At 70.0% G+C, this 21,936-nt stretch carries 24 protein-coding genes; 17 read left to right on the top strand and 7 right to left on the bottom strand.

Going from position 1 to position 21,936, the window contains the following annotated elements; translation table 11 throughout:
• The first annotated feature begins 1 nt into the window (after position 1).
• The 3 genes from dnaJ (at position 2) to SALPAC2_RS0117270 (ending at position 1,955) form a co-directional block, all read left to right on the top strand.
• Positions 2-1,174, top strand: a complete 1,173-nt coding sequence (dnaJ, locus tag SALPAC2_RS0117260; RefSeq protein WP_018217886.1) for a molecular chaperone DnaJ — start codon at positions 2-4, stop codon at positions 1,172-1,174.
• A 43-nt stretch (positions 1,175-1,217) separates the two neighbouring features.
• A complete protein-coding gene (locus SALPAC2_RS0117265; RefSeq protein WP_018217887.1) occupies positions 1,218-1,658 on the top strand; it encodes a heat shock protein transcriptional repressor HspR in 441 nt (146 codons plus the stop codon).
• Between the two features lie 102 nt (positions 1,659-1,760).
• Positions 1,761-1,955 (top strand): hypothetical protein, encoded by a 195-nt coding sequence (locus SALPAC2_RS0117270; protein WP_018217888.1) that lies wholly within the window; start codon positions 1,761-1,763, stop codon positions 1,953-1,955.
• Positions 1,956-2,013: 58 nt separating this feature from the next.
• Here SALPAC2_RS0117270 and SALPAC2_RS0117275 read toward each other — a convergent pair whose 3' ends face one another.
• The 3 genes from SALPAC2_RS0117275 to SALPAC2_RS0117285 all read right to left on the bottom strand — a co-directional run bounded on the left by SALPAC2_RS0117275 (position 2,014) and on the right by SALPAC2_RS0117285 (position 4,372).
• A complete protein-coding gene (locus SALPAC2_RS0117275) occupies positions 2,014-2,445 on the bottom strand; it encodes a hypothetical protein (protein ID WP_018217889.1) in 432 nt (143 codons plus the stop codon).
• Between the two features lie 215 nt (positions 2,446-2,660).
• Positions 2,661-3,866 carry a cation:proton antiporter gene (locus tag SALPAC2_RS0117280; protein WP_018217890.1) on the bottom strand — a complete coding sequence of 402 codons (1,206 nt, stop codon included), beginning with the start codon at positions 3,864-3,866 and terminating at the stop codon, positions 2,661-2,663.
• A 5-nt stretch (positions 3,867-3,871) separates the two neighbouring features.
• Entirely contained in the window at positions 3,872-4,372 is a 501-nt protein-coding gene (locus tag SALPAC2_RS0117285) for a cation:proton antiporter regulatory subunit (RefSeq protein ID WP_026184830.1), read from the bottom strand.
• 169 nt (positions 4,373-4,541) lie between these two features.
• Here SALPAC2_RS0117285 and clpB point away from each other — a divergent pair, with 169 nt between their 5' ends.
• From clpB to SALPAC2_RS0117345, 12 genes are all read left to right on the top strand, one after another.
• Positions 4,542-7,133, top strand: a complete 2,592-nt coding sequence (gene clpB / locus SALPAC2_RS0117290; protein WP_018217892.1) for an ATP-dependent chaperone ClpB — start codon at positions 4,542-4,544, stop codon at positions 7,131-7,133.
• A 95-nt stretch (positions 7,134-7,228) separates the two neighbouring features.
• Positions 7,229-7,858 carry a DUF4178 domain-containing protein gene (locus tag SALPAC2_RS0117295; RefSeq protein WP_018217893.1) on the top strand — a complete coding sequence of 210 codons (630 nt, stop codon included), beginning with the start codon at positions 7,229-7,231 and terminating at the stop codon, positions 7,856-7,858.
• Positions 7,859-8,365, top strand: a complete 507-nt coding sequence (locus SALPAC2_RS0117300; protein ID WP_018217894.1) for a DUF2617 family protein — start codon at positions 7,859-7,861, stop codon at positions 8,363-8,365.
• Positions 8,362-8,787 carry a DUF4247 domain-containing protein gene (locus tag SALPAC2_RS0117305; RefSeq protein ID WP_018217895.1) on the top strand — a complete coding sequence of 142 codons (426 nt, stop codon included), beginning with the start codon at positions 8,362-8,364 and terminating at the stop codon, positions 8,785-8,787. The genes SALPAC2_RS0117300 and SALPAC2_RS0117305 overlap by 4 nt, the downstream gene beginning before the upstream one ends.
• Before the next feature lie 39 nt (positions 8,788-8,826).
• Positions 8,827-9,249 (top strand): DUF350 domain-containing protein, encoded by a 423-nt coding sequence (locus tag SALPAC2_RS0117310; RefSeq protein WP_080637010.1) that lies wholly within the window; start codon positions 8,827-8,829, stop codon positions 9,247-9,249.
• Between the two features lie 47 nt (positions 9,250-9,296).
• On the top strand, positions 9,297-10,025 hold the full coding sequence (locus SALPAC2_RS0117315) for a hypothetical protein (protein WP_018217897.1): 729 nt from the start codon (positions 9,297-9,299) through the stop codon (positions 10,023-10,025).
• 2 nt (positions 10,026-10,027) lie between these two features.
• Entirely contained in the window at positions 10,028-11,587 is a 1,560-nt protein-coding gene (locus SALPAC2_RS0117320) for a polyamine aminopropyltransferase (RefSeq protein WP_188115883.1), read from the top strand.
• Between the two features lie 133 nt (positions 11,588-11,720).
• Positions 11,721-12,470 carry a hypothetical protein gene (locus SALPAC2_RS0117325; RefSeq protein WP_018217899.1) on the top strand — a complete coding sequence of 250 codons (750 nt, stop codon included), beginning with the start codon at positions 11,721-11,723 and terminating at the stop codon, positions 12,468-12,470.
• Between the two features lie 99 nt (positions 12,471-12,569).
• Positions 12,570-13,175 (top strand): hypothetical protein, encoded by a 606-nt coding sequence (locus tag SALPAC2_RS0117330; protein WP_018217900.1) that lies wholly within the window; start codon positions 12,570-12,572, stop codon positions 13,173-13,175.
• 7 nt (positions 13,176-13,182) lie between these two features.
• Positions 13,183-13,992, top strand: a complete 810-nt coding sequence (locus tag SALPAC2_RS0117335) for an SDR family NAD(P)-dependent oxidoreductase (RefSeq protein WP_018217901.1) — start codon at positions 13,183-13,185, stop codon at positions 13,990-13,992.
• Between the two features lie 145 nt (positions 13,993-14,137).
• A complete protein-coding gene (pyrE, locus tag SALPAC2_RS0117340) occupies positions 14,138-14,677 on the top strand; it encodes an orotate phosphoribosyltransferase (RefSeq protein WP_018217902.1) in 540 nt (179 codons plus the stop codon).
• A gap of 57 nt (positions 14,678-14,734) precedes the next feature.
• Positions 14,735-15,112 (top strand): ArsR/SmtB family transcription factor, encoded by a 378-nt coding sequence (locus tag SALPAC2_RS0117345; protein ID WP_018816275.1) that lies wholly within the window; start codon positions 14,735-14,737, stop codon positions 15,110-15,112.
• Between the two features lie 135 nt (positions 15,113-15,247).
• Here the strand turns inward: SALPAC2_RS0117345 and SALPAC2_RS0117350 are convergent, their stop codons facing one another.
• The 4 genes from SALPAC2_RS0117350 to SALPAC2_RS0117365 form a co-directional block, all read right to left on the bottom strand.
• Positions 15,248-15,961 (bottom strand): DedA family protein, encoded by a 714-nt coding sequence (locus SALPAC2_RS0117350; protein ID WP_018217904.1) that lies wholly within the window; start codon positions 15,959-15,961, stop codon positions 15,248-15,250.
• Positions 15,962-16,217: 256 nt separating this feature from the next.
• Positions 16,218-17,780 carry an LPXTG cell wall anchor domain-containing protein gene (locus SALPAC2_RS0117355; protein WP_018217905.1) on the bottom strand — a complete coding sequence of 521 codons (1,563 nt, stop codon included), beginning with the start codon at positions 17,778-17,780 and terminating at the stop codon, positions 16,218-16,220.
• 192 nt (positions 17,781-17,972) lie between these two features.
• Complete coding sequence (locus tag SALPAC2_RS0117360; protein ID WP_018217906.1) at positions 17,973-19,532, bottom strand: LPXTG cell wall anchor domain-containing protein; 1,560 nt, start codon at positions 19,530-19,532, stop codon at positions 17,973-17,975.
• A gap of 207 nt (positions 19,533-19,739) precedes the next feature.
• The gene (locus tag SALPAC2_RS0117365; RefSeq protein ID WP_018217907.1) at positions 19,740-19,952 is read right to left on the bottom strand and encodes a hypothetical protein; all 213 of its coding nucleotides are present in this window, start codon (positions 19,950-19,952) and stop codon (positions 19,740-19,742) included.
• A 280-nt stretch (positions 19,953-20,232) separates the two neighbouring features.
• On the opposite strand from SALPAC2_RS0117365, the gene fbaA reads away from it, so the two are divergent.
• Both fbaA and SALPAC2_RS0117380 read left to right on the top strand, forming a co-directional pair.
• Entirely contained in the window at positions 20,233-21,255 is a 1,023-nt protein-coding gene (gene fbaA, locus SALPAC2_RS0117375; protein WP_018217909.1) for a class II fructose-bisphosphate aldolase, read from the top strand.
• A gap of 212 nt (positions 21,256-21,467) precedes the next feature.
• Entirely contained in the window at positions 21,468-21,896 is a 429-nt protein-coding gene (locus tag SALPAC2_RS0117380; RefSeq protein WP_018217910.1) for a DUF3151 domain-containing protein, read from the top strand.
• The last annotated feature ends 40 nt before the right edge of the window (positions 21,897-21,936 follow it).

The following is a 21,936-nucleotide window of genomic DNA, read 5'->3' on the forward strand; positions in this document are numbered from 1 at the left end:
GGTGAGTTCCAAGGACTGGATCGAGAAGGACTACTACGCCGCCCTTGGAGTGGGCAAGGCCGCCTCCGCTGATGAGATCAAGAAGGCGTATCGGAAGCTGGCGCGCGAGTCGCACCCCGACCGCAATCCGGGCGACACGTCAGCCGAGGAGCGGTTCAAGGCGGCCTCCGAGGCGTACACGGTGCTTGGCGATGACGCGAAGCGCCAGGAGTACGACGAGATGCGGTCGTTGTTCGGTTCGGGCGCGTTCCGGCGTAACGCCCGCGGAGCGGGCCAGCCGGGCGGGGTGCCGTTCGATGTCGGCGACCTGTTCGGTGGCGCGGCCGGTGGTGACCGGCGGTTCAGCGGGGCCGGGTTTCAGAACCTGTTCGGTTCGATCTTTCCGGGTGGGGGTGGGGCCACGTCGCGGGGCCCGGCTCGGGGCCGGGACGTGGAGACCGAGGTCGCGCTCGACTTCGACGACGCGATTCGCGGGGTGACCCTGCCGCTGACGTTGCGGACGCCGGGGGTGTGTGACACCTGTCGTGGCGACGGGGCGAAGCCGGGCACGCAGCCGCGGGCCTGCCCGACCTGTCGCGGTGCCGGGGTGACCACGCGTAATCAGGGGTCGTTCAGCTTCTCCGAGCCCTGCTCCGACTGCCAGGGCGTCGGCACGGTGGTGGACGAGCAGTGCCCGGAGTGCCAGGGCAGCGGTGGCGTCACCAAGAACCGGACGTTGAACGTCCGGTTCCCGGCCGGGGTGTCCGACGGTCAGCGGATCCGGCTGGCGGGGCGGGGGGAGCCCGGGGCCCGGGGCGGGCCCGCCGGTGACCTGTTCATTCAGGTCCGGGTCAGTCCGGACGACCTGTTCGGGCGGGCCGGCGAGGACCTGACGCTGACGGTGCCGATCACCTTCGCGGAGGCGGTACTCGGCACCGATCTGCGGGTACCCACCTTCGATGGCGCGGTAACTCTTCGGGTGCCTCCGGGTACGCCGAGCGGACGCGTCCTTCGGGCCCGGGGCAAGGGGGTGGTCCGTACCGATGGACGGGCCGGCGACCTGTTGGTCACCCTTGAGGTGGCGGTACCCGCGAAGCTGTCGGAGGAGGCCCGGGCGGCGTTGGAGACGTTCGTTGCCCAGACCCCGCCGGCTGCTCGGGAACATCTCGACGCCCGGGTGCGTCGGGGGAGCTGACCGGGCGGCGGGCTCGGTGGAGTGCACGCGGAGGTGAGCGGGGATGGCGGACAACTTCGTCGGTGCGGATGACCCTGCCTACGAGGCCAAGGTACTGATGATCTCGGTGGCTGCCCGAATGGCGGGCATGCACCCACAGACGCTGCGCCAGTACGACCGGCTCGGTCTGGTGCAGCCCGGCCGTGCCGCCGGCGGCGGTCGTCGCTACAGCGTCCGGGATGTGGTGCTGCTCCGTGAGGTGCAGCGGCTCAGCCAGGACGAAGGCATCAACCTGGCCGGGGTGAAGCGAATCATCGGGTTGGAGGGGCTGCTGGAGCAGGCGCAGCAGCGGGTGGCCCGGCTGGAGGTGGAGCTGGAGGCCGCGTACCGCCGGATCGCCGAGTTGGAGGCGGTGGCCCGCTTCCCCGGCAGCGACTTGGTGCCCGCCCGCCGCACCTCCACCGCGCTGGTGGTCTGGCGCCCCCGCCGGAACCCGGAGCGGTGAGTTCGCGCCGGATTCGGGGTTCGGCCCCGGGTGGCGTCCGGGTCGGCTAATCTCGGGATTAGCTCCAAATCTACCCAAATCGGACGTCGCTGGTGGGGGGTCATGGCGGATTCAGCCAAGAGTCTCGGCCAACAGGCGGAGGAGAGCCTCGAGCAGGTGGCCGAGGCGGTCCGAAAGCGGTTCGACGAGCTCATTGAGGGAAGGTTCAGCGACCTGATCAGGGAAGGACGGTTCGCGGATCCGGGTGACTTTGGCACCGACCAAGGGCACCCCGCGGGCCAGCATCAGCGTCGCTGACCGAGCCGGTCGGACGATGGGCGGGCCGGGACCCACGGGGGGTCCCGGCCCATCCCGGTCAGGGCAGGCGGCGGTTCTCCCGGACCAGTCCCCCTTCGCACCAGTCGCGGTAGACGAAGACGTCCGGTTGGGCCAGCAGGATCCGGCTGTTCTGCGCCCACGTCCGCATCGGCTCGTCCCCCTCCCGCTCGGCCCGCTCCACCAGCTTCCAGAACCGCCGCTTCGGATGGGCCCGAAACCCCGACCGGATCCCGTCGGCGGCGTAGATGTAGAGGCAGTGCAGCGCGAAGCGGCGGGCCGGACAGGCCGGATCCATCGCCAGGTCGAAGAGGGTGGCTACCAGTGGGTTGCCGGCGACCAGGAGGTCCCAGTCCTGCGGCATGGCGGCCAACGGCACCGAGTCGGGATGGTAGGCCCAGGCCCGTAGCTCCGCCGGCGACGGGTCGACCGGGTTCGCGAAGCCACGGAAGGTCGAATCCTGTGCACTCACCGGCCAACCCTCCGCTCTCTACCTGGGCGACAGCCCCGGGTACCCCTCTCCCCTGTTGGCCGGCAACGGTAACGCGAGCATGCAAGCGGCGGTAGCCCCCGCGCGGGGGGTGGAGTCGTTGGCCGACGGCCCGGGTCGGGCCGCCGGTGGCCGGCGCGGGGCAGGCTGCCGGTGCCGGACGAGGTCGCCGACGCCGGCCACCGAGGCGGGGCGGATCAGTCCCCGACGGGCGCCGGTTGGGCCTGCTGCCGGGCGGCGCGTTGCCGCAGCCAGCGCTTGAACCAGTCGAGGTCGGGGACCCGGGCGAGCGTCGGCCCGACCACCACGGTGATCAACACGTACGCCGTGGCGAGCGCGGCCAGCTGCGGATCGACACTTCCGGCCGCCACCGCCAGCCCGGCGATGACGATGGAGAACTCTCCGCGCGGTACCAGGGTGAGCCCGGTGCGCCAGCGACCGGGCTCGGCGATGCCGGCCCGGCGGGCGGCGAGGTACCCGGTGAGCGTCTTCGTGCCCATCGTCACCACCGCCAGCGCGAGCGCCGGCAGTAGCACCGGCGGGATGTCGCGTGGGTCGGTGACCAGCCCGAAGAAGAGGAAGAACACCGCGGCGAAAAGGTCCCGCAGCGGCGTCAGGAGCTGGGTGGCGTGGTGTGCGACCGGTCCGGAGATCGCGATGCCGACCAGGAACGCGCCGACGGCGGCCGAGACCTGGAGCTTCGCGGCGACCCCGGCGACCAGCAGGGTCAGGCCCAGTACGCCCAGGAGCAGCGCCTCCGGATCGCGGGCCGACATTACGTTCGAGATGGTCCGGCCGTACCGGATCGCGACCACCAGCACGACCAGCACCGTGGCGACCGCGACGGCGAGCGCGGCGCCGCCGGCGACCAGCCCGGCTCCGGCCAGGACGGCGGTGAGCAGCGGCAGGTAGAAGGCCATCGCCAGGTCTTCGATGACCAGCACCGACAACACCACCGGGGTTTCCCGGTTGCCGAGCCGGCCCAGGTCGCTGAGGACCTTCGCGACCACACCGGAGGAGGAGATCCAGGTGATTCCGGCGAGTACGATCGCCGCCACCCAGTCCCAGCCGAGCAGCAGGGCGAAGGCGGCGCCGGGCAACGCGTTGAGCAGCCCGTCGATCAGACCGGCCGGCGCGGCGGCGCGGAGGTTGCCGACCAGCTCGCTGGCGGAGTATTCCAGGCCGAGCATGACCAGCAGGAGGATCACGCCGATCTCGGCGCCGATCGCGAAGAACTCCTCGCTGGCCTTGAATCCAAAGACTCCGCCGTGCCCGAAGAGGAGCCCGGCGAGCAGGTAGAGGGGGATGGGGGAGAGCCCGATTCGGCGGCTGAGTCGGCCGAGGAGCCCGAGCAGGAACAGCAGTGCGCCGACTTCGATGAGCAGTGTGGTGGTGTCGTGCATCCGCCTCAGCCGTCCGGGTCGCCGTCGGCGAGGATGGCAGTCACCCCGTCGAGACCATGTCGGGTCCCGACCACAACGACAACGTCACCGGCCGCGAAGCGGAATGCGGGCTCGGGGGAGACGATCACCTCGCCGTGGCGGAGCACCGCCACGATCGAGGCGCCGGTGCGGGTACGTGCCTTCGTGTCGCCGAGCTTGCGGCCCACGTACGACGAGGCCGCGGGGATGGCGACCTGTTCGGTCAGCAGCCCGGCGGCCTGCTCCCGCAGCCCGGAGAGCTGGCCGAGGAGCAGCGACGCGCCGAGGATGTCGGCGAGCGCCTCGGCCTCGTCGTCGGTCAGCGGGATGTCGGCCTGGCAGGCGTCGGGATCATCCGGGTCGTAGAGAACGAGATCTCGCCGGCCGTTGCGGTGGGAAACCACGCCGAGCCGCCGTCCGGACTCCGTCATCAGATCGTGGCGGACACCGATCCCCGGAAGAGCAGTCTGTTCGACACGTACTCGCACGTGGGCAAGGCTACCGTGCGCGGCGGGTCGAGATGATCGAGCAGGATCGCGGGGCCGGTGTCAGCGGGACATCCGACTAGGTGACTCACCTCACACCGGCAAAGTTGAGCGGAATAGGCTCAACTTTGGCAGTGTCCGTACCAGTGGACACGCCGACCCGGGGGAGCCCATGAACACCGAACGCCTCACCACGAAGAGCCGCGAGACCATCACCGGCGCCGTCACCCTCGCTGGCCAGCGTGGACACGCCACCGTGGAGCCCTGGCACCTGCTGCTGTCCCTGCTGGACACCACGGGATCGACCGCGGTCGGCCTGCTGCGTGCCACCGGAGCCGACCCGGACGAGTTGCGCCGGGCCGCCCAGCATGCGGTAGCTGCGCTGCCCGTCGCCCGGGGGTCCAGCGTCGCCGAGCCGACCCTGGCCCGGGAGTTCGTCAACGCCATCGGCGCCGCCGAGCAGATCGCCCGACCGCTCGGCGACGAGTACACCTCGACGGAGCATCTGCTCGCCGGCCTGGCCCGGGTCGGCGGCGCGGTGTCGGCGGCGCTCCGGAGCGCCGGGGCCACCGAGGAGGCCCTGGTGGCCTCGTTCCCGACCGTACGGGGCGGGGACCGTCGGGTCACCAGTGCCGACCCGGAGCAGACCTACCAGGCCCTCGCGAAGTACGGCGTTGACCTCACCGCCAGCGCCCGAGACGGCCGGATCGACCCGGTGATCGGCCGGGACACCGAGATTCGCCGGGTGATCCAGGTGCTGTCCCGGCGGACGAAGAACAACCCGGTCCTGATCGGCGAGCCGGGCGTCGGCAAGACCGCGATCGTCGAGGGCCTGGCCCAGCGGATCGTCGCCGGTGACGTCCCCGAGTCGCTACGGGACAAGAAGCTGGTTTCCCTGGACCTCGGCGCGATGGTGGCCGGCGCGTCGTACCGGGGCCAGTTCGAGGAACGGCTGAAGTCCGTCCTTTCCGAGATCAAGGATTCGGATGGGCAGGTCATCACCTTCCTGGACGAACTGCACACCGTCGTCGGCGCCGGTAAGGGCGAGGGCGCGATGGACGCCGGCAACATGCTCAAGCCCATGCTGGCCCGGGGCGAGCTGCGGATGGTGGGTGCTACCACCCTGGACGAATACCGCCAGCACATCGAATCCGATCCAGCCCTGGAACGTCGCTTCCAGCCGGTGCTGGTCGGCGAGCCCACCATCGAGGACACCGTCGGAATCCTGCGGGGCCTCAAGGAGCGGTACGAGGTGCACCACGGCGTGCGGATCACCGACGGTGCGCTGGTCGCCGCCGTCACCCTCTCCGACCGTTACATCACCGACCGGTTCCTGCCGGACAAGGCCATCGACCTGGTCGACGAGTCCGCGTCCCGGCTCCGGATGGAGATCGACTCCCGGCCGGTCGAGGTGGACGAGATCGAGCGGGCGGTACGTCGCCTCGAGATCGAGGAAATGGCGCTGGCGAAGGAGGCCGACGCCGCCTCCGTCGAACGGCTGGAGCGGCTGCGCAAGGAACTGGCCGACAAGCGTGAGCAGCTCACAGCCCTCTCTGGACGCTGGCAGACCGAGAAGCGGCACATCACCCGCCTCTCCGCCGCCAAGGAGGACCTGGAGCGGCTCAGCGGGGAGGCCGAGCGGGCCGAGCGCGACGGCGAGCTGGAGCGCGCCGCCGAGCTGCGGTACGGGCGGATCCCGGCGCTCGAGGCCGACCTGACCGAGGCGGCGGAGGAGCTGGCTCGGCTCCAGGCGGACGGTGCGATGCTCAAGGAGGAGGTCGGTGCGGATGACGTCGCCGCCGTGGTCGCCTCCTGGACCGGCATTCCCGCCGGCCGACTCCTGGAGGGCGAGACGGCGAAGCTGCTGCGGATGGAGGAGTCGCTGGGCGAGCAGGTGGTCGGCCAGGACCGCGCGGTGGGTGCGGTCGCCGACGCGGTCCGGCGGGCTCGCGCCGGCATCGCGGACCCGGACCGTCCGACCGGCAGCTTCCTCTTCCTCGGCCCGACCGGGGTCGGCAAGACCGAGTTGGCCAAGGCGCTCGCGGGGTTCCTCTTCGACGACGAGCGGGCGATGGTCCGAATCGACATGAGCGAGTACGGCGAGAAGCACTCCGTCGCCCGCCTGGTCGGCGCCCCACCCGGCTACGTCGGGTACGAGGAGGGCGGCCAGCTCACCGAGGCGGTACGTCGCCGGCCGTACTCGGTGATCCTGCTCGACGAGGTGGAGAAGGCCCACCCGGACGTCTTCGATCTCCTCCTGCAGGTGCTCGACGACGGCCGGCTCACCGACGGCCAGGGCCGCACGGTGGACTTCCGCAACGCCATCCTGATCCTCACCTCCAACCTCGGCTCCTCGGTGGTGGGTGACCTCACCGTGGCGGAGGAGCAGCGCCGCGAGGGCGTTCTGGCGGTGGTCCGGTCGCACTTCAAGCCGGAGTTCCTCAACCGCCTCGACGACACCGTGGTCTTCGCCGCCCTCCAGGGCGAGCAGCTGCGGGCCATCGTGGATATCCAGCTCGACCGGATGCGCCGCCGGCTCGCCGACCGTCGGTTGGGCCTGGAGATCACCGACCCGGCTGGGGAGTGGCTCGCCGAGCACGGCTACGACCCGGTTTACGGCGCCCGCCCGCTGCGCCGCCTGGTGCAGACCGCGATCGGCGACCAGCTGGCGAAGGCGCTGCTGGCCGGTCGGATCCGCGACGGTGACACCGTCCGGGTGGGCCTGGCGGACGGCGGGGACGCCCTCACCGTGACCGCCGCCTAGGCCCCCTTCGTCGCCCGGGTCCGGGCGCTCACCCGCTCCGCCGAGGTGCGCCAGGTTGTTATCGTCTCCGATCGACATGCCTGGGGAGGTGGTCGGTGAACGGGCCGGTGGCGTATCTGCTGACGACGGTGGGATGCCTGGCGGTGGTGGCCGGGGTGGTGATCGCCGCGTGGGCCCAGCGCCGGACCAGCCGCCGTCCCCCCGGTACCCGGGCCGCCCCGAAAGACCCGCTGCGCGATCGCGACGCGGACGCCCTTCGGGGTGACCCGCGGCGGCTCAAGCCCGGGGACCTCGTCGAGGTCTCCGGCGGCGTCACGTACGCGGTGCGCGGCTCCGTCCGCCTGGTGGAAGGCGCGTGGAGCTGGACGGAACACCTGCTCGACGACGCGGACGGCGTCCGGCGCTGGCTCTCCGTGGAGGAGGATCCGGAGCTGGAACTGGTGCTCTGGGCGGCCGAACCCGGTACGACGATCACCCCCGGGGCACCGACTATCGACTTCGCCGGCCGCCGCTACCGCTGGAACGAGTCCGGCCAGGCCCGCTACACCGCGGTCGGCACCACCGCGCTCGACCCGAGCGGCACGTTGCGCTACCACGACTACCAGACCTCCGGCGGGGAGCGGCTGTCGTTCGAGGCGTACGGCGAGGCGGGCTGGGAGGTGGCCCGGGGCGAGCGGCTGCACCGCTCCGAGGTGATGATCTATCCGCGGGACGGGGTGGCCTGAGTGCTCGTCACCCTGCTCGCCCCCTACGTCGACACCTGCGCCACCGACCTCAGCCTGGCGCTTGACGACGCACCGCGACCCGCGCTGCACGTACTCCAGGTCGACCTGCCCGGCGCGGTCCAGGTGGGGCTGCGCCTGCTCGGCGCCTCGCACCAGGTGGTGCTGCGCGCCCCGGGTACCGCGCTGACCGAGACGGTGGCGTGCCTGCCCGGTCGCCGCCCCGACCTGCCCGAGCGGGTCCACGACGAGTCCACCGGCTACCGGTTCACCGCCACCGTGCTGCGCCCCGGCGACGAGGGCCTGCGGGAACGGGTGGCGGCGCTGCGCGCCGACCTGGCGGATGACCCGTACGCCCTGGTCGGTGTCTTCCCCGGCGACGTTGACGCGGTGACCGCGTTGGCGGTGCGTCCGGCCGGGCCGGGCGGCGCCCTCGGCTGGCGCACCTGGCACGCGTACCCGCAGACCAGGGAGCTGGTCCTGACCGAAACGGTGGTGACTCCCCGATGACGTACCGGCGCTGGTTTGTGGTGGGGACGGCGTTCGCCCTCCTCGGCGTGTTGGTCGTGACCATCGCCGTCAGCTCCGGCAGTTTCTCCCCGCGCGGCTTCGTCGAGGACCACTACCAGCGGGCCGCCGCACACGACCTCGACGGCGCGGCGTTGGCCTACAGCTCGGCGAAGCAGCCGAGCCAGGTGGCCCAGGAGCTCACCGACGCCTGGCAGCCGGCGGACCAGTACGTCGACGGCACCGGCGTCTACCTGCGCTACGACGATGACTCAGTGGTGATCATGCCGGTCGCCGCGGGCTCACTGATCCTCCTGGAACGGCTGACCACCGCGTACCCCCGCTACCACTCCGTGGTCGGAGGTCACTGGGGCTGGGGTCGGGGCAACACCGTCCGGGGTGGTGGCCCGGGCAGTGGCAAATAGCACCTCTACCGACCGAACGAACCCGGGAGCGCCCCTGTGTTGCAGACCCTCGTCCTTGACCTGCTGCTCACCCTCGCCTATGGAGTGGTTGGGATCGCTCTCATGGGCCTCGGCTACGGTCTGGTTGACCTGGCCACCCCGGGCCGGCTCCATCAGCTGATCTGGAACGAACGCAACCGCAACGCCGCGCTCCTGCTCGCCTCGAACCTGCTCAGCGTCGGCATCATCGTGGTTGCCGCGATCGTCGCCAGCGAGGACGACTTCGTCGTCGGCCTGGTCGGGGCGGCGTCCTACGGGTTCCTGGGCCTGGTCATCATGGCAGCCGCGTTCCTGTTGCTGGATCTCGCCACCCCCGGGCGGCTGGGCGAGATCCTCGTCGACCCGGAGCCGCACCCCGCGGTGTGGGTGACCGCCGCCATTCACCTCGCTGCCGGCGCGATCATCGCCGCCGCGATCAGCTGATGGCCCGGGGCACAGCGCCGCGAGCATCCGCCGGGCAGAGCGGGTGGGTGTGGGGTGGCATCGCCGTGGTGGCCGTCCTCGGCGCTGTGGTCGCCGCGGGCGTCCTGACCGGGGACAGCAGCTTGGTCGTACCGCCGCCCACCACCACCGAACAGAACGACACGGTGGCCCTGCTGCGCGACGCCGCCGAGCAGCAGGACATCTGCTACGGCTGGGAGCTCAGGCAGGGAGACGGGGACGTGGTCAGCTCCGGATCGAACCTCGGTGTCGACATCTCGGTGGTTGACCATCCGCAGTGTCCCCGCTGGCTGCGGGTCGCCGCGACCGTCGCCTACACCCCGGAGAGCAGCGAGGCCGAGGACTCCGCCCGGGTGGTGGTTGACGGGTCGCCCGACTTCGTCAATGACCTCTTCGCGCTGGAGACCAGCTTGTCCCGGTTCGGCCTTGATGGAGCGGCCTTCCTCGCGGAGCCCGGCTGGGCGGTGACGCGGGCCGCGGTGAGTCTTCCACTATTGGTCGTCGAACGGGGTGCGGTCAGTCCGGAGCCGGTGGTCACCAGCGCTCCCGTCGCGGCGCCGAGCCCGCTGCCGGCAGCCAGCAGCGACCTGTGGCGGGAGCGTTCCGGCTGGCTGATCGGGGCCACCGGGATGGTGCTGATCGCCGTGCTGCTGGTGGTGGTCGGTCTGATTCAGCGGCGCCGGCAGCGCGGCGAGGCGGCGGTCACGGCCCGGCGTGGCAAGGGCAGCGCCTCGGCCCGGCCGGTGAAGCGGGCGTGACGGTGGACGTGGACGCGCCGGTCCGCTGGCGGCCGGCCCGCGCCGCCGTGCTGGCCGCGGTGTTCGTCTGCGCGGCCTGCGGCCTGGTCTACGAGCTGGCCCTGGTCGCGCTCGGCAGCTACCTGATCGGTGACACGGTCGGGCAGGCGTCGATCGTGCTCGGGGTCATGGTCTTCGCGATGGGGGTGGGCGCCCTCGCCGCGAAGCCGCTGCAGTCGCGGGCCGCCGCCGTGTTCGCCGCGATCGAGCTGGCCCTGGCACTGCTCGGCGGGCTGTCGGTACTCGGCCTCTACGCGGCGTTCGCCTGGCTGAACCTGTATCTGCCGGCCCTGATCGGCACCGCCTTCGTGCTCGGACTGTTGATCGGCGCGGAGATCCCGCTGCTGATGGTGCTGCTGCAACGGATCCGCCGACAGGCGGCCGGCAGTGCGGTCGCCGACCTGTTCGCCGCCGACTACGTCGGCGCCCTCCTCGGTGGCCTGGCCTTCCCGTTCCTGCTGCTGCCACTCTTCGGTCAGCTCAAGGGCGCGTTGGTGGTCGGCGCGGTGAACGCCGTCGCCGGCCTGGCGTTGGTCTTCACCGTCTTCCGGCGGGAACTCAGCGGTCGGGCGCGCACAGCGTTGACCGCCGGTTCCGTGTTGGTCGCTGTCTGCCTCGGGTACGCGTGGCTGACCGCCCACGACTTCGAGGTGACCGCCCGGCAGCAGCTCTACCGCGATCCGGTGGTGCACGCGGAGCGCAGCCGCTACCAGGAGATCGTCCTCACCCGGTCGGTTGCCGAGCCCGGCGGCGAGACCGACCTGCGCCTCTTCCTCAACGGGGATCTCCAGTTCAGCTCGGTCGACGAATACCGATACCACGAGGCGCTGGTGCATCCGGCGCTCGCTGGTCCGCGCGGCGAGGTGCTCGTGCTCGGCGCCGGGGACGGGCTGGCGGTTCGGGAACTGCTGCGCTACCCGGACATCCGTCGGATCACCGTGGTCGACCTGGATTCGGCGGTGGTGGCGTTGGCCCGCACCGAGCCGCGACTGCGGCAGCTCAACGACGCCTCGCTCGACGACCCCCGGGTGCGGGTGCTGCACGCCGACGCGTTCGGGTGGCTGCGGTCCACCACCGAGCAGTTTGACGTGGTGATCGCCGATCTGCCCGACCCGGACGAGACGGCCACCGCGAAGCTCTACTCCGTGGAGTTCTACACGTTGGTCCGCAACGCGCTGGCCGCCGAGGGCCGGCTGGTGGTGCAGGCCGGTTCCCCGTACTTCGCGCCCCGGTCGTACTGGTCCATCGAGGCGTCGCTGCGGGAGGCCGGATTCGCCACCACGCCGTACCACGTGGATATCCCCTCCTTCGGGGACTGGGGCTTTCTGCTCGCCGCGCCCGATGAGACCCCGCCCCTGCTGACCCTGCCGAGCGGCGCGCCGGCCCTGCGTTTTCTGGACGCGTTCACGTTGGCCGCCGCCGAGGTCTTCCCGCCGGACCGGCGTCGGGTCAACGTGCCGGCCTCCACGCTGTTGCATCCCCGAGTGCTCGAGTACGCGCGTGCCGAGTGGCGCGGGTACTGAGGCTCGTGTTGTCGAGTTTGTTGGACCGAGGTCGTACGGTGTGGGCGCGAATGAGGGAAGGAGACTCGTGGTAAATCCGCACCAGCCCGTTCGGGTACGTCCGGGCATCGTCACTATTTCCAGCTACCTACTTATGTTCTACGCCGCCCTGGCCTTGCTCGATATGGTGGTCGCTCTCACCAACCTGGACGCGACCCGGGAGGTCTTAGAGGAGGCCTATGCGGGCACCGCACAAGAGGGCACCGAGGGCGCCACGGTGTTCATGACCGCCGCGATGGGCGTGGTCGAACTGCTGTTCGCGGTGGGAATTGTTGTTCTCGCCCTGCTCAACAACCGGGGGATGAACCCGGCCCGGATCATCACCTGGGTCGTCGGTGGCATCACGCTCTGCTGCGTCGGCGTCGGCATGGCCTCCTTCGCGGTGGGTAACATGCTGGAGATTGACGCCTCCGGCGACGTTGTCAGCCCGGAGGAGCTCAACCGTCGGCTGGAGGAAGTCCTGCCGTCCTGGTACGAGCCGGTGCTGACCGGTGCCCTCGGTGCCATTGCCCTGTTGGTGGCCCTGATCCTGCTTGCACTGCCGAAGTCGAACGAGTTCTTCCGCAAGCCGCAGCAGCAGTGGGAGCCCCCGGTACCCGGCGCCGCCTATCCCATGGCTCCGGGCGGCCCGGCGTATCCGCCCCCGCCCCCGGGCGACCCGGCGTATCCCCCGCCCCCGGGCGCCTCCTACCCCACGACCCCGGGCCAGCCGGGCTATCCGCAGGCCGATCCGAGTTCGGGTGGCCCGGGCCAGTCTGGCTCCGCGGGTGGGGACTGGAGTTCGGGCTCCTCGGGGAACTCGGGTTCGTCCGACTCAGGTGGCGGGGGCAATTCCGGCGGGTAGGGCCAGCCGCTAGCCGCCGGCGGCCTCCCCGCCGGAGCACGCGACACAACTGGTCCCTCCGGCTAACGTGCAACCCGACGCCTACCGGAGGGACCAGTTGTGTCGTACCCCGAGCCGGCCCGCCGCCCCGCTGCGGTGACCGCGGCCGTCGTGCTGCTGGCGCTGATGGCGGCGGTCGCCGTCGCGTACGCCGTTGCCGGCCTGTTCGTCCTGGTCAGTACGGTTGACGCCTTCCGGCTGGCGGCGGCGGGAAGCGCGGCCTCGTCGGACGAGATCGATGGCGTGGCCGTGTTGGTCAGTGCCTGGACAGTGGCGGGTGCGGTGGTCAGCCTGCTCGCCGGGGTGCTTCTGGCCGCGCTCGCTGGGCTGGTGCGCGTTGGCCGTCCCGGCGCGCGGGTAGCGACCTGGGTGGTCGCCGGTCTGGGGGTCGTCGCCGGCTGCTGCGGGTGCGCCGGTCTGGGCGGGATGCGGGCCGTCCCCATGCAGCCGGGCGAGGAGGATCGCGCCACCGTTGAGCTGTTTGGCCAGCTGTCTGAGGCGTACCCGGACTGGTGGATTCCGCTTGGCGCAGGTCTTTCGGTCGGGCAGGTGCTCGGCTACCTTGTGGTTGCGATATTGCTGGCCTTGCCGCCGGCAGCCAGCTGGTTCCGTCGGCCCGTGCCCGGCCTGCACGTGCCGTACCCGCCCCCGCAGCCCCCGAGGTGAGACGCCCGTGCCGAGTGACCAGTCGACCGCCGAGCGGCGTGCCTTGATCACCGGTGCGACGGCTGGCATCGGCGCGGAGTTCGCGCGCCAGCTGGCCGCGGAGGGCTGGCATCTGGTGCTGGTCGCCCGGGACGCGGCCCGGCTGGGGGAGGCCGCCACCGAGCTGACCTCCCAGCACGGCCGAGAGGTAGAGACGATCTCCGCCGATCTGTCCACCGACGACGGATGCGCGGCGGTGGAGCGCCGACTCACCACGGGTTCGCCGGTCGAGTTGCTGGTGAACAATGCGGGGATCAGCCTCAACATGCCGTTCCTGCGGTCCTCGCCGGAAGACGAGGCGCGTCTGCTCCGGCTCAACGTGCACGCGGTGATGCGACTCACCCTCGCCGCCGTCCAGTCGATGGCCGAGCGGCGGAGTGGGGCAGTGATAAATGTCTCTTCCGTCTCTGGGTTCGGGCCGGTCATGCCCGGTTCGACCTACCCGGCGAGCAAAGCGTGGGTGACCAGCTTCAGCGAATCGGTCGGTCTGTCGGTGCGGGCGTTCGGTGTCCAGGTGATGGCCCTCTGCCCGGGTTACACCCTTACCGAGTTCCACGACCGGGCCGGCATCGACCGGTCCAAGACGCCGGCGTGGATGTGGCTGCGGGCGGAGGATGTCGTCGCTGAATCCCTACGTGACCTGCGAAAAGGTAAGTTGATCAGCGTTCCGGTGTGGAAGTACAAGCTGCTCGTGGCGGCGATGCGGCACGCCCCGCGGCGGCTGGTGGAAGCCTTCTCGCGGGACACCCGGGGGCAGGTTAGCCGCGCGGAACAGTGATTGCCCGGGAAGAGTCATCGGCGGCGCCGACGACTCTTCCGGTTGCGGAGCGTGTTGGTTCATCGCTCGCTGTCGCATCGCCCGCAGGGCTGACCCAGGCCGCCCCGACACATGACTCCCAGCATCGAGCAGTACCCTCTTCGCCATGGGGGACCACGACGACCTGCGTAAATTCATCACCGACCTGGCAGTGGTCCATGGTCGAGTGGTGCTCTCCTCGGGACGTGCGGCGGACTGGTATGTGGACCTGCGGCGCGTAACGCTGCATCACGAGGCCGCACCCTTGGTGGGTCGGGTGCTGCGGGAGCTGACTGCCGACTGGGCGTACGACGCGGTGGGTGGGCTCACCCTCGGCGCCGACCCGATCGCGCTGTCGATGCTGCACGCCACCGCTGGTACTGACCGCCCGCTGGATGCCTTCGTCGTCCGGAAGGCGGGCAAAGCGCACGGGCTGCAACGCCGGATCGAGGGGCCTGACGTGGCGGGGCGCCGAGTGCTCGCGGTGGAAGACACCTCCACCACGGGCCAGAGCGTGTTGACTGCTGTGGAGGCTCTCCGTGAGGCCGGGGCCGAGGTGGTGGGGGTAGCGGTTATTGTTGATCGAGGTGCCGGCGCCGCGGTGCGAGCCGCCGGACTGCCGTACCGGGCGGCCTATACGTTGGCTGACCTCGGCCTTGTGGCGTAAAAGTCTGCCGATTTGGATTCGCCGATATGCAGGCGAGTCAATGCTGCTGGTGGAAGGATGGAATACGTGGGAACTGCGTTGGCGGAAATGACAATGCCTCAGATCTCGCCGCTTGGCGGCGAGCCGATCGAACGAGCAGACGCGGAGCGGCTGGCCGGGGTCCTCAAGGCCCTTGCCGACCCCGCTCGACTGCGGCTGCTGAGCCTGATCCAGTCGGCTCCGGAGGGCGAAGCGTGCGTGTGTGACCTCACCGCGCCCCTTGGCCTCTCCCAGCCGACGGTCAGCCATCACTTGCGCATCCTCACCGAGGCTGGCCTGCTGGAGCGGGAGAAGCGCGGCGTCTGGGCGTACTACCGGCTGGTGCCGACCGCGATCGCGACGATCGCCGACCTTTTGACGCCGCCGCGTAAGCGTGCCGGCAAGAAGGCGCGCTGACCGTACCGCTCGTCCGACGCCCTCCGAACGGGGTGGCGTCGGACGGCCGGCTTTGGGCGTGGGCACCATCGGGGTCCCGGGGCGCGGCCACTCGGTGCCGTGCCGTGCCCCGGCGAGATCAGTGCTTGCCCCAGGTCAGTGCTTGCCGTAGTGCTCCCGGGTTTCCTGGATCGCCTCCTCGGCCGCGGCCCGCTCCGCCGCGGTGGTGCCGCGCCTCGCCGCCATGCGGGCGCGCAGCAACTCGACCACGATCGGGACCACCGAGAGCACCACGATCGCGATCAGGATCAGCTCGATGTTCGCCTTCACGAACGGGATCTGGCCGAGGAAGTAGCCGAGCACCGTAACGCCGGTGCCCCAGAGGATCGCGCCGATCACGTTGTAGATGACAAACGTGCGGTAGTTCATCCGGCTGACCCCGGCCACGATCGGGGTGAACGTCCGGACGATCGGTACGAAGCGGGCCAGTACCACCGAGCGGGCCCCGTACTTCTCGAAGAACTCGTGCGACTTCAGCAGGTTTTCCTGCTTGAACAGCTTCGAGTTGGGCCGCCGGAACAGCGCCGGCCCGACTTTGCGTCCGAAGGCGTACCCCACCTGGTCACCGGCGATGGCCGACAGCGTGATGAGCAGGCAGACTAGCCAGAGCGGCCAGGTGATGTACTTCCCGTCGGCGGTGAGCAGGCCGGCGGTGAAGAGCAGCGAGTCACCAGGCAGGAAGAAGCCGATCAGCAGCCCCGACTCGGCAAAGACGATCACCAGGATGCCGAGCAGGCCGAAGGCCGAGATCAGCACCTCGGGATCGAGCCAGTCCGGCCCGAGAGCCAGGGTAGTGGTGGGCGTCGGCACGCGGTGACCTCCGTGGGCTGCCGGGCGGTGGACGTCGCCAGCGGCGACGGGAATGTCCGTAGTCTAGGTGGCAGCCCGGTCCGTCCGGTGCCTGACGTCATAGCTGTACCCACACCGCTGGTCGGGGCTACCTGGGCAGGTGAAGCACCCGACGAGGGCCACCGGCGTGGACTCAGCCGACCAGAACCGCGCTCCCATGCACGCTGCCCCGTCAACCGGGCGGGTTGACGGGGCAGCGTGGTGCCGCTCGCCTGGATCAGGCGACGAAGCTGTTCCGGCGACGGCGGGCGATCAGGAAGCCGGCTGCGCCGATGGCGAGCAGCAGGCCGCCGAGGCCGGCCACCCGTAGGGTGGAGTCACCGGTGATCGGCAGGCTCGGGTCGGCGCCGCCGCCTCCGCCTCCGGTGTCGCCGGTCGCGTTGATCAGGATCGCGGCCTCGTCGTTGGCCGGCTTGATGTCGTCGTAGAAGCCGCCGTCGCACTGGCAGGGCGCGTTGACCTGCACCGCGCCGGCAGCGTCCGCGATTACCTCGTCGATCCGGAGCGTGAAGTCGAACGTCTGCTCCTCGCCGACCTTGCTGAAGGGGGAGGGATTGCAGCGGTATTTCGCTGCCCCCGGTTCACCCCGGTCGCCAAAATCGTCACCGAGCAAGGGCGAGCAGGTGTCGGGAACCTCGACCGCCGTGGTGCCCTGCGGGACATCGACGTTGAGGTAGGTCACGGACGAGCCGAGCCGACTGTAGTCAAGGGTGGCCGGGCCGTTGTTGCGGAAGCCGATACTTGCCAGGATCTCGGCGTCCTTCTCCCCCGAGAGTTCGGCGCCGATCGCCTCCAGGTCGGTGCTGTTTTCGCCGGTGACCGAGATCAACATATAGGACCAGTTGTTCGACGGATCGGTATCAGCCTGCGCCCCGCGAGCCGACTGGATGCGGTTCTGCTCGGTCAGCGTGAGCTTCCCACCGGTGCCGGGCTCTCCCAAGGTGATGCCCCGGTCGCTCAGGTACGCCTCGTAGTCCTCGAATTCGGCCGTCGTTTTCCAGTGAACGCCGCCCGCTTCCGTGCTGGGCGCGTAGGTGTCCGCCCCGAGCTGGTAGGTCAGGGTATTGCCATAGGTGGCCCCGGGTGCCAGCTGCTCATCGAATCGACAGAAGAGCATCTGGTCGCCGTCGTAGTTACAGTTGCTGTAGTGCTGGTCGGCCCGGATCCCGTAGTCGTGGTCAAAGGACGCGACCGCGCCGTCGGCGGTGTCCTCGCCCATGTTGGTGACCGTCAGGGGTGCCGTGAAGGTCTCGCCGGGTGCGGCGGAGAACTCGTGCTCTGCCCCGGCGACGAGATCGACTCCGGTACCGATGCGTACTGTCGCCTCGTGGGTAACAGGTGAGAAGCCCTGGGCGCTGAAGCTCACCTTCAGCACCCCCTCGTCGCCGTTTGTTGCGGCGTCGGTGGGGGCGAGGGTCAGCTTGTACAGCCCAGTTTGCCCATCCGGGTCGGTACCTGTGGGAAGCGGCCGGACACAGTTCACCACGTCTGGCTTCGGCGTGGTGCACTGGTCGGGCCATTGTTCCGAGGAGATTTCGACCTTGCCAGCGAGGTCGCTGATGTCGTATTGAACGGTCAGGTCGTGCAGGGTGACTGGTTCCGAGCTGTATAGGTACGGTGAGTCGGCCTTGCCGGCGGAGCCGGCGGCGAGGGTGATGTTGTCGAAGTAGACGTCGAGCGTGACCTCCGTCTCGGTTGCCGAGGCGGGAGTGGCGGTGGCGACGAGCGCGCCAGCGAGGCCGATCGCGGCGAGCCAGCGCCGGGTGGGGTGTTTGAGCATGGGATTCCTTCAGCCGGGGGGGGGGTTGCACCGAAGTCGGTTTGTGGATCATATTCGGCTTCTCGGAGTCTGGCTTTCCCAAAGTGGGGGTAGCCCGCCGATGCCAGCCGAACAGCTGCCGGGCGGTGGACGTTCGTACGCTGCCCCGTCAACCGGTGGGTTGACGGGGCAGCGTGGTGCCGCTGGGCCGGATTAGGCGACGAAGCTGTTCCGGCGACGGCGGGCGATCAGGAAGCCGGCTGCGCCGATGGCGAGCAGCAGGCCGCCGAGGCCGGCCACCCGTAGGGTGGAGTCACCGGTGATCGGCAGGCTCGGGTCGGCGCCGCCGCCTCCGCCTCCGGTGTCGCCGGTCGCGTTGATCAGGATCGCGGCCTCGTCGTTGGCCGGCTTGAGATCATCGTCGAAGCCGCCGTCGCACTCGCAGGGCGCGTTGACCTGCACCGCGCCGGCAGCGTCCGCGATGACCTCGTCGATCCGGAGGGTCAGTTCGAACGTCTGCTCCTCGCCGACCTTGCTGAGGTAGGAGGTGTTGCAGCGGTATTTCGCTGCCCCCGGCTTACCCCAGTCGCCCACCTGGTCGCCGTCCAACGGCGCGCAGGTGTCGGGAACCTCGACCGCCGTGGTGCCCTGCGGGATGTCGACGTTGAGGTAGGTCGCGGGCGCGCCGACCCGACCATAGTCAAGGGCGGCCGGACCGTTGTTGCGGAAGCCGAAGGTCGCCTGGATCTCGGCGTCCTTCTCCCCCGAGAGTTCGGTGCCGATCGCCTCCAGGTCGGTGCTGTTGCTTCCGGTGGTGGAGATGAAAACGTTGGACCCGTTGTTAAACGGGTCGGTGTCGGCCTGCGGCTCGCGCGCCGACTGCGTGCGGCTCTGCTCGGTCAGCGTGAGCTTCTCGCCGGAGCCGGGCTCTCCCAGGGAGACGCCCAGGTCCTTGAGGTACGCCTCGTGGTCCTCGAACTCGGCCGGCGTACGCCAGTGGAACCCGGTCGCCACCAGGGTGGGCGCGAAGGTGTCCGCCCGGAGCACGTGCGTCAGGGCGGTGCTGTAGGTGGCCCCCGGCGTCAGCGCCTCGTCGAAGCGGCAGAAGAGCAGGTCGTCGCCGTCGTAGTTGCAGTTGCTGTAGCGCTTGTCGGCCCGGACCGCGTAGTCGTTGTAGAAGGACACCACCGTGCCGTCGGCGGTGTCCTCGCCCATGTTGGTGACCGTCAGGGGTGCCGTGAAGGTCTCGCCGGGTGCGGCGGAGAGCTCGAGGTCTTCCCCAGCGACCAAATCGACTCCGGTGCCGATGCGTACCGTTGCCTCGTGGGTGACGGCGGAGAAGCCCTGGGCGCTGAAGCTGACCTTCAGCACGCCCTCGTCGCCGGTCGCGGCGGTGTCAGTGGGCACGAGGGTCAGCGGATACAGCCCAGCCAGCCCCTCCTGGAGGTCCCTGGGGAATGGTTCTACGCAGTTGATCTTATCTGGTTCCGGCGTGGTGCACTCGCCGAAACTGTTCTCCATGGCGACATCGACCTTGCCGGAGAGGCCGCTGACGTCGTACTGGATGGTCAGGTCGTGCAGGGTGACCGGCGCTGAGGCGTGGATGATCGGTCCCTCGGCCTTGCCGGCGGAGCCGGTGGCGAGGGTGATGTTGTCGAAGTAGACGTCGAGCGTGATGTCGGTCTCGGTTGCCGAGGCGGGAGTGGCGGTGGCGACGAGCGCGCCAGCGAGGCCGATCCCGGCGAGCCAGCGCCGGGCGGGGTGTTTGCGCATGGAATTCCTTCGGCTGGGGGGGTCGCACCCAAAGTCAGTTTGTGGATCATATTCGGCTTCTCGGAGTCTGGCTTTCCCAAAGTGGGGGTAGCCCGTCGATGTCAGCCGAACATCCGAACCAACTTCACCGCTTCGGCCAGTTGAGGCGCGGCTACTGCCTCGCCGTCCCAGCCCCAGCCCCATCGTCCCGGCCGGTCGGTCGCCCGCTCAGCGGTAGTCGTCCTCGTCGCCCCCGACGACGCGGGCCTGCTCCGTCGCATCCCAGCCGTTGATCTCCATGCCACGGTGCGGCTCGACCTCCACCTCATCCGGGAGCACCACCGTGGCCTGCTCGACCGCGTCCGCCGGCTCGGCCTCCAGGTCCCGCTCGTCCGGCGTGAGGTGCTCGCCCGGGGCGAAGTCCTCGTCGGGTAGGCCCATGGTCCCTCCCTGGATCTCGTACGGACAGCTACCCACACCGTACGGGCTGGTCACGCTCCGCGTTCGGGGGTGGCGTGGACCGTGCCGATCCGCCCGGAAACGGGAATGCCTCCCCATCGTGGCGCCCCGGTGCCACGATGGGGGCATGGCCTCCGCCGGGCCGGTGGTGCCGACCGTAATCAACTGCGGGATACTGCCGGCGGTGGACAGCGCGGTCCGGCGCACCCAGGGACAACAGCGGCCGGCGACGGCCGAGAGCGTTAAGTAAGGAGCGTTCGACATGCCAATCGCTTCCCCCGAGGCCTACGCGGAGATGCTGGACCGTGCCAAGGAAGGCCGGTTCGCCTACCCCGCGATCAACGTGACCTCCTCGCAGACCCTCAACGCGGCGCTGAAGGGCTTCGCCGACGCGGAGAGTGACGGCATCATCCAGGTCTCCACCGGTGGTGCCGAGTACCTCTCCGGCCCCTCGGTGAAGGACATGGTCACCGGCGCGGCGGCGTTCGCCGCGTACGCGCACGAGGTCGCCAAGAAGTACTCAGTCAACATCGCCCTGCACACCGACCACTGCCCGAAGGACAAGCTGGACAAGTTCGTCCGGCCGTTGCTGGGTATCTCGCAGGAGCGGGTGCGGGCCGGTCAGGAGCCGCTGTTCCAGTCGCACATGTGGGACGGCTCGGCGGTGCCGGTAGCGGAGAACCTCACGATCGCCGAGGAACTCCTCGGTGAGGCCGCCAAGGCCAAGATCGTCCTCGAGATCGAGGTCGGCGTGGTCGGCGGCGAGGAGGACGGCGTAGAGAACGCCATCAACGAGAAGCTCTACACCACCGTGGACGACGGCCTAGCCATGGTTGAGGCGCTCGGCCTGGGGGAGAAGGGCCGCTACATGGCGGCGCTGACCTTCGGCAACGTGCACGGCGTCTACAAGCCGGGCAACGTCAAGCTTCGTCCCGAGGTGCTCAACCAGATTCAGGCGGCGGTTGGTGCCAAGTACGGCAAGGACAAGCCGCTGAGCCTGGTCTTCCACGGCGGCTCCGGTTCGCTGCTGTCGGAGATCCGTGAGTCGCTGGACTACGGGGTGGTGAAGATGAACATCGACACCGACACCCAGTACTGCTTCACCCGTCCCGTCGCGGACCACATGTTCAGCAACTACGACGGGGTGCTGAAGGTCGACGGTGAGGTCGGCAACAAGAAGAAGTACGACCCGCGGGTCTGGGGCAAGGCCGCCGAGGCCGGGATGGCCGCTCGCATCGTCGAGGCCTGCGAGGACCTCCGGTCCACCGGTACCCGGATGAAGTGATCTGATCGCCGTGGTTGACGGCCGGCTCCCCACCCCGGGGAGCCGGCCGTCGCGCTTGGTGCCCCCGGACGGCTGCCCCGCAGCATCGGACCCGGAGCCGGTGACCAGCAGCGCGACCCACGGACGGCGGTGGGGTCGCTCGCGTGCGGGTACTGCGAGTGGGTCAGTCGACCCGCTCGCGGGCCGTCGAGGGAAGCGGGTTGAATAGGGCGATGCAGAACCTGTTGCCGGAGCCACCGGCCACCCTCCTGCCCGCGCACGATGAGGCCGACAGCGCCATCGCCGCCGCTGCGGAGAGCGGCGCGGACGAGGACTTCGCCGCGGTGGCGGCACGTTTCCCCACGTTCAGTGCGGCCTGGGCCGCGCTCGCGGTCCGTGCGTTCGCGGCGGACCAGGTGGTCCAGGCGTACGCGTACGCCCGCACCGGTTACCACCGGGGCCTGGATCAGCTACGCCGAAGCGGTTGGAAGGGACACGGCCCGGTGCCGTGGTCGCATGAGCCGAACCAGGGCTTCCTGCGGTGCCTCTGGGTGCTCTCCCGGGCGGCTGACGCCATCGGTGAGGCCGACGAGGCGGCCCGCTGCGCCCAGTTCCTCCGCGACTGCGATCCGGCCGCGGCGGACGCGCTGGCGAGCGACTGAGCTGCCCGCGGAAGACCGACGCCGGGCTGGCTGCTGCCAG

It is taken from the genome of Salinispora vitiensis (genome assembly GCF_000378825.1).
Classification (GTDB): Bacteria; Actinomycetota; Actinomycetes; order Mycobacteriales; family Micromonosporaceae; genus Micromonospora; species Micromonospora vitiensis.

Excerpts from the sequence above, each read along its gene's own strand:
- SALPAC2_RS0117265 (WP_018217887.1), top strand. The coding sequence starts at position 1,218 with ATGGCGGACAACTTCGTCGGTGCGGATGACCCTGCCTACGAGGCCAAG.
- SALPAC2_RS0117270 (WP_018217888.1), top strand. The coding sequence starts at position 1,761 with ATGGCGGATTCAGCCAAGAGTCTCGGCCAACAGGCGGAGGAGAGCCTC.
- SALPAC2_RS0117280 (WP_018217890.1), bottom strand. The coding sequence starts at position 3,866 with ATGCACGACACCACCACACTGCTCATCGAAGTCGGCGCACTGCTGTTC.
- clpB (WP_018217892.1), top strand. The coding sequence starts at position 4,542 with ATGAACACCGAACGCCTCACCACGAAGAGCCGCGAGACCATCACCGGC.
- SALPAC2_RS0117305 (WP_018217895.1), top strand. The coding sequence starts at position 8,362 with ATGACGTACCGGCGCTGGTTTGTGGTGGGGACGGCGTTCGCCCTCCTC.
- SALPAC2_RS0117325 (WP_018217899.1), top strand. The coding sequence starts at position 11,721 with ATGTTCTACGCCGCCCTGGCCTTGCTCGATATGGTGGTCGCTCTCACC.
- pyrE (WP_018217902.1), top strand. The coding sequence starts at position 14,138 with ATGGGGGACCACGACGACCTGCGTAAATTCATCACCGACCTGGCAGTG.
- SALPAC2_RS0117345 (WP_018816275.1), top strand. The coding sequence starts at position 14,735 with ATGGAATACGTGGGAACTGCGTTGGCGGAAATGACAATGCCTCAGATC.
- SALPAC2_RS0117355 (WP_018217905.1), bottom strand. The coding sequence starts at position 17,780 with ATGCTCAAACACCCCACCCGGCGCTGGCTCGCCGCGATCGGCCTCGCT.
- SALPAC2_RS0117360 (WP_018217906.1), bottom strand. The coding sequence starts at position 19,532 with ATGCGCAAACACCCCGCCCGGCGCTGGCTCGCCGGGATCGGCCTCGCT.
- SALPAC2_RS0117365 (WP_018217907.1), bottom strand. The coding sequence starts at position 19,952 with ATGGGCCTACCCGACGAGGACTTCGCCCCGGGCGAGCACCTCACGCCG.
- fbaA (WP_018217909.1), top strand. The coding sequence starts at position 20,233 with ATGCCAATCGCTTCCCCCGAGGCCTACGCGGAGATGCTGGACCGTGCC.
- SALPAC2_RS0117380 (WP_018217910.1), top strand. The coding sequence starts at position 21,468 with ATGCAGAACCTGTTGCCGGAGCCACCGGCCACCCTCCTGCCCGCGCAC.